The sequence below is a fragment of the Curtobacterium sp. NPDC092190 genome (genome assembly GCF_044755625.1).
Taxonomy (GTDB): Bacteria; Actinomycetota; Actinomycetes; order Actinomycetales; family Microbacteriaceae; genus Curtobacterium.
Genome location: NZ_JBIVRJ010000001.1, coordinates 556,847 through 568,543, shown reverse-complemented (window position 1 = coordinate 568,543; position 11,697 = coordinate 556,847). Strand labels below are relative to the sequence as shown.

12 protein-coding genes are annotated in these 11,697 nt (G+C 70.4%); 7 read left to right on the top strand and 5 right to left on the bottom strand.

Going from position 1 to position 11,697, the window contains the following annotated elements; all coding sequences use genetic code 11:
* Nucleotides 1–169: 169 nt before the first annotated feature.
* On the top strand, nucleotides 170–1,114 hold the full coding sequence (locus ACIQFY_RS02675) for a heme o synthase (RefSeq protein ID WP_066654411.1): 945 nt from the start codon (nucleotides 170–172) through the stop codon (nucleotides 1,112–1,114).
* Between the two features lie 611 nt (nucleotides 1,115–1,725).
* Here ACIQFY_RS02675 and ACIQFY_RS02670 read toward each other — a convergent pair.
* Nucleotides 1,726–2,712 (bottom strand): heme A synthase, encoded by a 987-nt coding sequence (locus tag ACIQFY_RS02670; protein ID WP_400338156.1) that lies wholly within the window; start codon nucleotides 2,710–2,712, stop codon nucleotides 1,726–1,728.
* 250 nt (nucleotides 2,713–2,962) lie between these two features.
* Here ACIQFY_RS02670 and sufB point away from each other — a divergent pair, with 250 nt between their 5' ends.
* The 5 genes from sufB to ACIQFY_RS02645 all read left to right on the top strand — a co-directional run bounded on the left by sufB (nucleotide 2,963) and on the right by ACIQFY_RS02645 (nucleotide 7,201).
* The gene (gene sufB, locus ACIQFY_RS02665) at nucleotides 2,963–4,381 is read left to right on the top strand and encodes a Fe-S cluster assembly protein SufB (RefSeq protein WP_066654410.1); all 1,419 of its coding nucleotides are present in this window, start codon (nucleotides 2,963–2,965) and stop codon (nucleotides 4,379–4,381) included.
* Nucleotides 4,382–5,716, top strand: coding sequence for a Fe-S cluster assembly protein SufD (gene sufD, locus ACIQFY_RS02660; RefSeq protein WP_081984872.1), 1,335 nt, complete (start codon nucleotides 4,382–4,384; stop codon nucleotides 5,714–5,716). It abuts the gene before it with no gap.
* Nucleotides 5,716–6,042, top strand: coding sequence for a non-heme iron oxygenase ferredoxin subunit (locus ACIQFY_RS02655; protein ID WP_081984870.1), 327 nt, complete (start codon nucleotides 5,716–5,718; stop codon nucleotides 6,040–6,042). Before sufD ends, ACIQFY_RS02655 begins: the two co-directional genes overlap by 1 nt.
* 62 nt (nucleotides 6,043–6,104) lie before the next feature.
* Nucleotides 6,105–6,872: a Fe-S cluster assembly ATPase SufC gene (gene sufC / locus ACIQFY_RS02650; protein ID WP_066654406.1), complete on the top strand. Its 768-nt coding sequence runs from the start codon at nucleotides 6,105–6,107 to the stop codon at nucleotides 6,870–6,872.
* Nucleotides 6,872–7,201 carry a metal-sulfur cluster assembly factor gene (locus ACIQFY_RS02645; protein ID WP_022902786.1) on the top strand — a complete coding sequence of 110 codons (330 nt, stop codon included), beginning with the start codon at nucleotides 6,872–6,874 and terminating at the stop codon, nucleotides 7,199–7,201. Before sufC ends, ACIQFY_RS02645 begins: the two co-directional genes overlap by 1 nt.
* 252 nt (nucleotides 7,202–7,453) lie before the next feature.
* Here the strand turns inward: ACIQFY_RS02645 and ACIQFY_RS02640 are convergent, their stop codons facing one another.
* On the bottom strand, nucleotides 7,454–8,095 hold the full coding sequence (locus ACIQFY_RS02640) for a biotin transporter BioY (RefSeq protein ID WP_400338152.1): 642 nt from the start codon (nucleotides 8,093–8,095) through the stop codon (nucleotides 7,454–7,456).
* A gap of 74 nt (nucleotides 8,096–8,169) precedes the next feature.
* On the opposite strand from ACIQFY_RS02640, the gene ACIQFY_RS02635 reads away from it, so the two are divergent.
* Complete coding sequence (locus ACIQFY_RS02635) at nucleotides 8,170–9,768, top strand: ABC-F family ATP-binding cassette domain-containing protein (protein WP_066654400.1); 1,599 nt, start codon at nucleotides 8,170–8,172, stop codon at nucleotides 9,766–9,768.
* Nucleotides 9,769–9,902: 134 nt separating this feature from the next.
* Here ACIQFY_RS02635 and ACIQFY_RS02630 read toward each other — a convergent pair whose 3' ends face one another.
* The 3 genes from ACIQFY_RS02630 to ACIQFY_RS02620 are packed head-to-tail and all read right to left on the bottom strand — an operon-like array spanning nucleotide 9,903 to nucleotide 11,643.
* A complete protein-coding gene (locus ACIQFY_RS02630) occupies nucleotides 9,903–10,862 on the bottom strand; it encodes an SURF1 family protein (protein ID WP_400338150.1) in 960 nt (319 codons plus the stop codon).
* The gene (locus ACIQFY_RS02625) at nucleotides 10,859–11,167 is read right to left on the bottom strand and encodes a hypothetical protein (RefSeq protein ID WP_081985298.1); all 309 of its coding nucleotides are present in this window, start codon (nucleotides 11,165–11,167) and stop codon (nucleotides 10,859–10,861) included. Before ACIQFY_RS02625 ends, ACIQFY_RS02630 begins: the two co-directional genes overlap by 4 nt.
* Nucleotides 11,167–11,643, bottom strand: a complete 477-nt coding sequence (locus ACIQFY_RS02620; protein WP_251155007.1) for a DUF3099 domain-containing protein — start codon at nucleotides 11,641–11,643, stop codon at nucleotides 11,167–11,169. The genes ACIQFY_RS02625 and ACIQFY_RS02620 overlap by 1 nt, the downstream gene beginning before the upstream one ends.
* Between the last annotated feature and the right edge of the window lie 54 nt (nucleotides 11,644–11,697).

Here is an 11,697-nt window from a genome sequence, read left to right as displayed (position 1 = left end):
GTGCCGTGTCGGGCAGCCGGCCCGGTCGGCGAGGCGGGGCATCCTCGCGGCGCCTCGATGGCCTAAACTGGTGTCGACCCGTGTGCATTCCGGGTCGACGCACGCCCCGACGGTGACGGAGCCGCCCACCGAGCGTGCGAGCTGACGCGAACGGACTGAGGTTCCCCTGTTGACTGCCACCGCGACCCGGCCCGACACCGATCGACCCCGCTCGACGCTGTCCCGCAAGGTCCGCGCGTACGTCTCGCTGACGAAGCCCCGGGTCATGGAGCTGCTCCTCGTCACGACCGCTCCGACGATGTTCCTGGCGGAGCGCGGGGTCCCGGACCTCTGGCTCGTGTTCTGGACGATGCTCGGCGGCGCGATGTCGGCAGGGTCGGCCTCGGCGTTCAACTGCTACATCGACCGCGACATCGACCGGCTGATGAAGCGCACCAGCCAGCGCCCCCTGGTCACCGGTGAGCTCTCCGACAAGGAGGCACTGGTGTTCTCGTGGACGCTCGCCGTCCTGTCGACCGCCGTCCTCGGCTTCCTGGTGAACTGGCTGGCCGCCGCGCTCAGCGTCGTCGCGATCCTGATCTACGTCTGCGTCTACACGCTCTGGCTCAAGCGCCGCACCCCGCAGAACATCGTCTGGGGCGGATCCGCCGGGTGCATGCCGGTGCTCATCGGCTGGGCCGGTGTCACCGGGTCGCTGACCTGGGCGCCGATCATCCTCTTCATGGTGATCTTCCTCTGGACGCCGCCGCACTACTGGCCGCTGTCGATGAAGTACCGCGACGACTACGACGCCGCCGACGTGCCGATGCTCGCGGTCGTGCGCGGGCGCACCGTCGTCGGGCTGCAGGTCGTGCTCTACGCCTGGGCGACGCTCGTCTGCTCGCTGCTGCTCATCCCGGTCGCGCACATGGGGCCGCTGTACACCGTCGTCGCCCTGGCCGGGGGCATCTGGTTCGTCGTCGAGTCGCACCGGCTGTACTCGCGGGCGATCCAGCACGTGGAGCAGGTCCAGCCGATGCGGGTGTTCCACAGTTCGATCACGTACCTGACGCTGCTGTTCATCGCGGTGGGCATCGACCCGCTGCTGCCGCAGGTCTTCACCTTCACGATCTAGCCAGGGTTCGTCGCCCGCGCACGGAGCGCCGCCGGTCTGCCGGCGGCGCTCCGTGCGTCGGGGCGCAGCGCGGGCGGTCCCGGGTCGGGCGGTCCCGGGTCGGGCGTTCGCGGGTCGGGTGGGCGCGGCTCGGACGGGCGCGCGGGGTGCGTGCCCGCGCGTCGACCCGGGTGGCGCGGGCCGACGCGACAGATCCGCTGTCGTACGACGACGGGGACGACGCGGCGGTCCGCGGGGGACGCGGGCTGCGCGGGGCGCGTGCGCCCAGCGACGATGCCGCTGTCGTAGGACGACGGGGACGTCGCAGCAGACGCTCGACCGCGACCGGGCGTCGGACGGGAGGCGCGGGGCGGGCGGTGCTGCGCCTCCCGTCCGCATCGTGGCCGGCCTGGTGCCGAGGTGCGGGACGGCGGCGTCCGCACGAGACGGTCGCGCCTGCGCGAGACGGTGCCGGATCCGGAGGCGTACCGCGCGGTCGGAGGCGTCCTGCGCCGACGCCGGCGTCCTGTGCGTGGTCGCGGGACCGGAGCCGTGCGGACGACGACGTCCCACGCTTCGGCGCTCGGGACGGAGGCGACGCGTGGGACGTCGGAGGGTGGCGGACGACCGCGTCAGGCGGTGGTGCGCTCCCGCGCGGCCTGGCGACCGGCGCTGCCGCGCGTGCTGAGCACGACGACGGTGACCGCACCGACGAGGAGTCCGGCGAGCACCATGTGGGTCCCCACCAGGCCGACCGGCAGGCCCGTGCGCGCCTGGGTCAGGCCGACGGCGATCTGCACGAACTCGACGACGAGCAGGACGAGGGCCCAGCGGCTCGACAGCCGGAGGACGACCGCGCCGACGACGAGCGCCAGCGTCAGCGCGAACAGCGCGTAGGCCGGGATGGCGTGCAGGTGCTCCATCAGCTGCGGGTCGAACCCGGTGCGGTGCAGACGGCCACCGTCGACCGCCTCGCTCGCACCCGCGTGCGGCCCGGAGCCCGTGGTCAGGATGCCGACCAGGACGGTGACGACCACCGCGACGACGGTGCCGCGGACGAGGCCGGTGTACCAGCCCGGGACGAGCCGCACCGCGGTGCGCGGACCGTTCATCGAGCGGTACACGAGCGTCGCCGTCACCGCGACGAGCGTCGTCGACACCACGAAGTGCAGTCCGACGACGAACGGGTTGAGGTTCGTGAGGACGCTGAGGCCGCCGATCACCGCCTGCACCGGGATCGCGATGCCCTGGGCGAAGGCGAGCCAGAAGAGCTCGGGGCGCGTGCGGCGCATGCGGACGACGGCGAGGAACATCGCGACCGCGACCACCACCAGCACGAAGGTGAGCAGACGGTTCCCGAACTCGATCACGCCGTGGATCCCCATCTCCGGGGTCGACACGAGCGACTCGGCGGTGCACTTCGGCCACGTCGGGCAGCCGAGGCCGGACGCTGTCAGGCGGACGAGGCCGCCGGTGCCGATCAGCACCACCTCGACGACGAAGGACGCCCAGGCGAGCCAGATCACGCGGGGGTCGACGGCGCGGGGGAGGGACCACCACCGCGGCGTGCGGGTGCCGGGGCGGACGCCCTGCTCGACGGTGGGTCCGACGCGAGTCACGAGGGTGGTGCCTTCCTGTTGTTCCGTGCGGTGAACCTGTAGGATTCGAGGGTTCAGCAGCAGTCAAGTCTAGGCAGGCGCCGGCTCCGAATGGGCCGTGATCGCCGATCGGTCGGACGACTGCGTGGGACCATCGACGTTGCGAGGCAGCAACGCCGTGGGACTCCTGTCGGAGGTCCGCGGTGGAATGGCGTCCGGACGTCACGGGTTGTCCCGACAGACGCTGCCGCGAGAAGGAAACGAGGAGACCATGTCCGACGTGCTCATCGACCGTCCAGAACTCGAAGGGCTCGGCCAGTACGAGTTCGGCTGGTCCGACTCCGACACGGCCGGCGCGTCCGCGCGCCGTGGTCTGTCGGACGAGGTGGTCAGCGACATCTCCGCCCGGAAGAACGAGCCCGAGTGGATGCACAAGCTCCGCCTCAAGGCGCTGACGCTGTTCGACCGCAAGCCCATGCCGTCGTGGGGTGCCGACCTGTCGGACATCGACTTCGACAACATCAAGTACTTCGTGAAGTCCACCGAGAAGCAGGCCCAGACCTGGGAAGAGCTGCCGGAGGACATCCGCAACACCTACGAGCGCCTCGGCATCCCCGAGGCGGAGCGCCAGCGCCTCGTCGCCGGTGTCGCCGCCCAGTACGAGTCCGAGGTCGTCTACCACCAGATCCGCGAGGACCTGGAGCAGCAGGGCGTCATCTTCATGGACACCGACACGGCGCTCCGCGAGCACCCGGAGTTCTTCGAGGAGTACTTCGGCTCGGTGATCCCGGCCGGCGACAACAAGTTCGCCGCGCTGAACACCGCCGTGTGGTCCGGTGGCTCGTTCGTCTACGTCCCGAAGGGCGTGCACGTCGAGATCCCGCTGCAGGCCTACTTCCGGATCAACACCGAGAACATGGGCCAGTTCGAGCGGACGCTGATCATCGCGGACGAGGACTCCTACGTCCACTACATCGAGGGCTGCACGGCCCCGATCTACAAGTCGGACTCGCTGCACTCCGCCGTGGTCGAGATCATCGTGAAGAAGAACGCCCGCGTGCGCTACACGACGATCCAGAACTGGTCGAGCAACGTCTACAACCTCGTCACCAAGCGCGCGATCGCGCACGAGGGCGCGACGATGGAGTGGATCGACGGGAACATCGGGTCGAAGGTCACGATGAAGTACCCGTCGATCTACCTCGCCGGTGAGCACGCCAAGGGCGAGACCCTGTCCGTCGCGTTCGCCGGTCCGGGCCAGCACCAGGACGCCGGCGCGAAGATGATCCACATGGCGCCGTACACGACGTCGTCGATCGTCTCGAAGTCGATCGCCCGTGGCGGCGGCCGCGCCGGCTACCGCGGTGAGGTCCGCGTCGACCCGGCCGCGCACCACGCCGCGAACACGGTCCGCTGTGACGCGCTGCTCGTCGACACGGTGAGCCGCAGCGACACGTACCCGGCGATCGACATCCGCGTCGACGACGTCCAGCTCGGCCACGAGGCCACGGTCTCCCGCGTGAGCGAGGAGCAGCTGTTCTACCTCATGTCGCGCGGCATGCCGGAGGACGAGGCCATGGCCATGATCGTCCGCGGGTTCATCGAGCCCATCGCCCGCGAGCTCCCGATGGAGTACGCGCTCGAACTCAACAAGCTCATCGAGATGAGCATGGAAGGATCCGTCGGCTAGATGTCGAACACCAGCACCAACCCGACACCCACCGACGGGGCCACCCCCGCACCGCGCATCGACCAGCCGGTCGAGCCCTCGGCCGTCGCACAGGGCCAGCAGGCTCCGTCCGCACGCAGCACGCAGGGCACCGACCAGCACGGTGCCCGCGCGCACTCCGACGGCGGCTGGGACGCGAAGGTCCCGGTCCAGACCCGGTCCGAGCGGCCGCAGTCCGGTGACCTCGACGCGTTCCCGCCGGTGACCGGCCGCGAGGTCAACTGGAAGTTCGCGCCGCTCGCGAAGCTCCAGCCGTTGCTCGAGGGTGGCCTCGACGGCTCCGCCTACCCGTTCCTGGCGCGCCAGACCGAGGGGGCCGACGTCGAGTGGGGTCGCAGCGACGACCCGGTCGTCGGCACCGCCGGCCTGCCCGAGGACCGCGCGGCCGCGGCGGCCTGGACCGCCCGCGACGCGGTGCTGAAGGTCACCGTCAAGGCGACCGAGGCGCACGAGTCGATCTCGATCACCCGCTCGGACTTCGGCACGCAGGCCCGCGCGGCGCACACGGTCATCACGGCCGAGCAGCACGCCCAGGGCATCGTCGTCATCGACAACCGCGGGTCGGCGCTCCTCAGCGAGAACGTCGAGATCGTCGTCCGTGACGGCGCACGGCTCACGGTCGTCAGCCTGCAGGACTGGGACGACGACGCGGTGCACGTGTCGACGCAGTTCGCCGAGGTCGGTCGCGACGCCTTCCTCAAGCACGTCGTGGTCTCGCTCGGCGGCGACGTCGTCCGCGTGAACCCCTCGACGCACCTCGGGGCGCAGGGTGCGGACACCGAGATGTACGGCGTGTACTTCGCCGACGCCGGGCAGTACATCGAGCAGCAGGTGTACGTGAACCACGACGCCCCGAACACCCGTGGCCGCGTCAACTACAAGGGCGCACTGCAGGGCGAGGGTGCGCACACGGTCTGGATCGGCGACGTGCTGATCGGGCGCGCCGGTGACGGCACCGACTCGTACGAGCAGAACCGCAACCTGGTGCTCACCGACGGCACGCGCGCGGACAGCATCCCGAACCTCGAGATCGAGACGGGCAACATCGAGGGAGCCGGGCACGCCAGTGCGACCGGTCGCTTCGACGACGAGCAGCTCTTCTACCTGCAGGCCCGTGGCATCCCCGAGGAGGAAGCACGTCGCCTCGTCGTGCTCGGCTTCCTGGTCGAGGTCATCCAGAAGATCGGCGCGCCCGAGCTCGAGGAGCGCCTGATCGCCGCGGTCGAGCAGGAGCTCGCCGACGGCCGGACCGCGGTCGCCGCTGCGGAGCCCGAGGCCGAGCAGGCGGACGCCTGATGGCCGAGAAGGTCTGCGCCGAGTCGGAGATCGCCGTCGACAGCCCGATGCGCGTCGTCGTGGACGGCACTGCCGTGGCGATCGTGAAGGACTCGGCCGGGGCCGTGCACGCGATCGGTGACACCTGCACGCACGGGGACATCTCCCTGGCCGAGGGCTTCGTCGAGGGCGACACGCTCGAGTGCTGGGCCCACGGGTCCCGCTTCTCGCTGGCCACCGGCAAGCCGCAGAACTTCCCGGCGTACGAGCCGGTGCCGGTCTTCCGGGTCGAGGTCCGTGACGGCGACGTCTACGTCGACGTGCACGACCCGGTCCCCGTCGACTGAGCGACACCACCACTCTTCCCGCGCGGCTGACGCCGCACAGCAGCTGTAACCGAAGGAACGCAATGTCCACTCTCGAAATCCGTGACCTGCAGGTCTCGATCGACACCGACCAGGGCACCAAGGAGATCCTGAAGGGCGTCGACCTCACCATCAACGAGGGCGAGATCCACGCGATCATGGGGCCGAACGGCTCCGGCAAGTCCACCCTGGCCTACACGATCGCCGGTCACCCGCGCTACAACGTCACCGGCGGCTCGATCACGCTCGACGGCGAGGACGTCCTCGCGATGAGCGTCGACGAGCGCGCCCGCGCCGGCATGTTCCTCGCGATGCAGTACCCGGTCGAGATCCCCGGCGTCACGGTGTCGAACTTCCTCCGTACCGCGAAGACCGCGATCGACGGCGAGGCCCCCGCACTCCGCGGGTGGGTCAAGGACCTGCGCCAGTCGATGGCCGACCTCAAGATGGACTCGTCGTTCGCCGAGCGCAACGTCAACGAGGGCTTCTCCGGCGGCGAGAAGAAGCGCCACGAGATCATGCAGCTCGAGCTCCTCAAGCCGAAGTTCGCCGTGCTCGACGAGACCGACTCCGGCCTCGACGTCGACGCGCTGAAGATCGTGTCCGAGGGCGTCAACCGCGCGAAGGCAGCGACCGGCCTGGGCGTCCTGCTGATCACGCACTACACGCGCATCCTCCGCTACATCAAGCCGGACTTCGTCCACGTGTTCGTCGCGGGCAAGGTCGCCGAGCAGGGTGGTCCGGAGCTGGCCGAGCGCCTCGAGAACGAGGGCTACGACCGCTACGTGCAGGCTGCAGCGGCGGGCAACTGATGATCACCGCACTCTCCCCGGAGAAGTTCGACGAGGTCGTCGAGGGCCTCAAGGAGGTCCAGGACCCGGAGCTCGGCGTCAACATCGTCGACCTCGGCCTCATCTACGACCTCGCGATGGACGACGAGGCGAACGCCCTCGTGATCAGCATGACGCTGACGAGCGCGGGCTGCCCGCTGACCGACGTCATCGAGGGCGACACCGCCAACGCGCTCGACGGCATCGTCGACGCGTTCCGCATCAACTGGGTGTGGATGCCGCCGTGGGGTCCGGAGCGGATCACCGACGACGGACGCGAGATGATGCGCGCGCTCGGCTTCTCGATCTAGCCGCCACGACACACGGACGGGAGGCGCGGTGCCAGCTGGCACCGCGCCTCCCGTCCGTCGTCGGTGCGGTGCGCCCGCCACGCCGAGTGCGCACGATCCGTCACGTTCTACCGGTCCCCGCGACGCCCATCGCCCGCCCGGCGATCGTCGCGCGGCGTGTCGTGCTCGCTCGCGGCGGGAGACAGCAGCCCGGGTCGGAACAGCGACGGGCCCCGCACCAGCAGGTGCGGGGCCCGTCGTCGTGCGGGTGCGTCAGCGGCGGCCGACCAGCTTCCACGCCAGGGGCAGGACACCGGCGGCGATGAGGGCCTTGGCGACGCCACCGACGATGAACGGGTAGAGGCCGGCGGCGAGCACCGACTGGACGTCGTTCGGCGCGCCGAGCTGACCGAGCACCACCGCGAGCCAGGGCAGGCCCGTGACGAAGGGGACGGCGGTCGCCAGGAGCATCGCGACCGTGGCACGCCCGACCTTCCGGTCCCAGTTCCGGCGGGCGAGCCAGCCGACCAGGCCGGCGGCCGGCACGAATCCGATGACGTAGCCGAAGCTCGGCGATGCCAGGGCCGCGAGGCCACCGGAGAACTCGGCGAAGAACGGTGCGCCCGCGAGGCCCGCGACGGCGTAGACGAGCAGCGACAGGATGCCGCGTCGGGCGCCGAGCGTGGCGCCGACGAGCACGACGGCCAGGGTCTGCCCGGTGATCGGGACCGGCCACATCGGCACCTGGAGCTGTGCCATCGCGGCGGTGAACAGCGCGCCGCCGGCGACCAGGGCGGCGTCGGTGGCGAGCCCCGAGGTGCGAAGACGGTCGGCGAGGACTGCGCGGCGAGCGAACCCGGTGGCGTTCGTCATGGATTCTCCTAGAATGGACTGCTGGTCCCGTTCGAGGACCATCGGTCCCGTCAGCGTAGCGGTGCACCTCCCGCACACGTCGTTGTGCACATCACCAACTGATTGGACGTCCTCCTGTGCTTGCCGTGCACGACCTCGAGATCCGCGTAGGCGCTCGCCTCCTCATGGAGCACGTGTCCTTCCGCGTCGAGAAGGGTGACAAGATCGGGCTCGTCGGGCGCAACGGCGCCGGCAAGACCACGATGACGAAGGCCCTCGCCGGCGAGTCGCAGCCGACCGACGGCAAGATCGAGCGCTCGGGGGAGATCGGCTACCTGCCGCAGGACCCGCGCTCGGGCAACCCCGAGGACACCGCGCGCAAGCGCATCCTCGACGCCCGTGGTCTCGGCGAGCTCGTCGAGGGCATCCGTCAGGCGACGCTCGACATGGCGAGCGACGACGCCGACGTGGCCGAGAAGGCCATGCGGCGGTACAGCCGACTCGACGACCAGTTCAACGCGCTCGGCGGGTACGCCGCCGAGGCGGAAGCGGCGTCGATCGCATCGAACCTCAAGCTGCCGGACCGCATCCTCGACCAGCAGCTGAAGACCCTGTCGGGTGGCCAGCGCCGGCGCATCGAACTCGCCCGCATCCTGTTCTCGGACGCCGAGACGATGATCCTCGACGAGCCGACGAACCACCTCGACGCCGACTCCGTGGTGTGGCTCCGCGAGCACCTGAAGACCTACCCCGGCGGCGTCATCATCATCTCCCACGACGTGGAGCTGGTGGACGAGGTCGTCAACCGCGTCTTCTACCTGGACGCGAACCGTCAGACCATCGACGTCTACAACATGGGGTGGAAGCTCTACCAGCGGCAGCGCGTGGCCGACGAGGAGCGCCGCCGCAAGGAGCGCGCCGGCGCCGAGAAGAAGGCGGCGACCCTGAAGGACCAGGCCGCCCGCTTCGGCGCGAAGGCGTCGAAGGCTGCCGCTGCGCACCAGATGGTCGCGCGCGCGGACAAGCTGCTCGCCGGACTGGAGGACGAGCGCGTCGCCGACCGCGTCGCGAAGATCCGCTTCCCCACGCCGGCACCGTGCGGTCGCACTCCGCTGATGGCCGAGGGGCTGTCGAAGTCGTACGGCTCGCTCGAGATCTTCGCCGGGGTGGACCTGGCGATCGACCGAGGGTCGCGCGTGGTGATCCTCGGTTTCAACGGTGCGGGCAAGACGACGCTGCTCCGGATCCTGGCCGGTGCGGACCGACCGGACACGGGCGAGATCCTGCCCGGGCACGGCCTGCGGATCGGGTACTACGCGCAGGAGCACGAGAACATCGACGTGAACCGCACGGTGATCGAGAACATGGTGTCGGCGTCGACGGACCTCAACGAGACCGAGGCCCGTCGTGTGCTCGGTTCGTTCCTGTTCACCGGCGACGACGGCTACAAGAAGGCCGGCGTCCTGTCCGGTGGTGAGAAGACCCGGCTGTCGCTCGCGATGATCGTCGTGTCGGGCGCGAACGTGCTGCTGCTCGACGAGCCCACGAACAACCTCGACCCGGCGTCGCGCGAGGAGATCCTCAACGCGCTGGCCGGCTTCGAGGGCGCCGTGGTGCTCGTGTCCCACGACGCCGGTGCGGTCGACGCGCTCAACCCCGAGCGGGTGCTGCTGCTGCCGGACGGTACCGAGGACCACTGGAACAAGGACTACGCGGAGCTCATCGAGCTGGCGTAGCGACCCCCTGACGGACGGGCGCGCACCGCTCGACGGCAACGCGGAGCGTTGCGCGGGGCGCGCCGACCGAGCCTGCGAGGGAGGACGGTGCCGGCCGGCACCGCGCCTCCCGTCCGTCCCGGGGTCGCGACCCGTCAGCGGTGCGCGCCGAGCAGCTCGTCCTCGACCTCGTCGTCGGACCTCGGCTTGGCGTCCTTCCGCCGCTGCCGTTCGAGGGCACGCTCGCGCTCCTCGGGGTCGTCCTGGTTGAGGTTCCGGTACTCCTGCACCATCACGTAGGCCAGGAAGCCGAATCCTCCGGCGGCGAAGAGGAACCACTGGATGAAGTAGCTGAGGTGCAGACCGGTGTCCGCGGACGGACGGTCCCACCCGAGGGGCCGGGCCTCCGCAGGAGCGGGGGACTCGGAGGCGAGCTGGCCGTACGCGCCCGTCCAGATCGGGGCGTCGACCTTGCCCGCGACGTCGGCGAGCGTCACCGACTGCACCTGGTCGGTGTGCGAGGGGTCGGTGCGGCCGGGGATGCGCGGCTCGCTCTGCTGCAGGCGTGCGATCACCGTCACCTGTCCGCTCGGCGGAGCGGGGACGCCGTCCGGCGCGTCCTGCCGGTTGCCGGTCGGCACCCACCCGCGGTCGACGACGAACGCGCGACCGTCGGCGGTGACGAGCGGCGTGAGGACCTCGAACCCGGGCTGGCCGTTGTGCACGCGGTTGCGGACGAGGAGCTGGTCGTCGACGTCGTACCGACCGGTGACCTCGACCCGGAGCCACTGCTGGTCGTCGGTCCAGGACGAGGCCCGGGGGAGCGCCTGGTCGAGCGGCACGGGCGTGTGGTCGTAGTTCTGCGCGATCTGCTCGTTCTGCCGGACGGCCTCGTTGCGCCGGTCCCACTGCCACATCCCGAAGAGCGTGCAGATGATCGCGAAGGCCACGGCGATCGCGAAGTACCCGAGCCAGCGGCGGCTCCGGACGAACCGCCAGCCGACCGTCGGGCCGTCGGTGGTGTCCGCGTGGACGGACCCGGGAGCGGCGTCGCGCTGGAGCTTCGCGGCGTGCTTCCGGCCGTAGCGGGCGCTGGGGTCGAACTCGTCCGTCATCGTCCGGTGCCGCTGGAGCGCACCCCGACGTCGTTCTTCGGGGCGTCCTCCCGCGCACGGACGTCGTCGAGGCTGTCGACGTCCTCGTGCATCCCGGTCACCCGGACCGGGAAGGAGCGGGAGCGCAGGTAGTCGGCGAGGAAGTCGCAGTGCTCCTCGCAGGCCGCCCAGATCTTCACGCGGTCGACGGCGTGGATGCGCGGGTTCCGCCAGTTGATCCGCCACTCGGCGGTGTTCGTGCAGCCGGCCCGGGAGCAGACCGGTGTCGCGCCGGGCTCCGTGAAGAGGTCGAACGTCGCCCCCATCAGCGGCGCGTCCGGGACTTCGCGGACCACACACGGGAGCGGTCGCCGTTCCGCTGCCACTCCTCCTGCGCGTGCTGGGCCTGCTCGCGGAGGCGTTCCTGCTCGGCACGGTAGGCCTCGGCCCGGGCGTCCTCCTGCTGCTCGCGGAGGCGGGGGTCGACGGCGTCGTAGAGCTCGATGGCTCCGGCCGGGGCGACGATGTCGCTCTCGGCGTGGTTGCCGGCGTTGGCGAGGATGACCGCGACCCACGGGATGACCGCGGCGAGGACGATCGGGATGACCGCGAGCCAGGTGTGCCAGGTCGTCCACACGAGGACGGCGCCGATGAAGCACACCACGCGCACGGCCATCTGCCAGACGTACTTGGACAGGCGGTGCGCCCGGTCCAGCTCGGGGGAGTCCGGCAGGGACGTGATGCTCTGCGTGGACCCGGAGTGGGTGTGCGTCGCGTGGAACCGGCGCTGCGTCGACTTCATACGGTGTTCTTCCATTCGCCAGGGTCAAGCCTAAGCCCGGACCACCGACAGTTG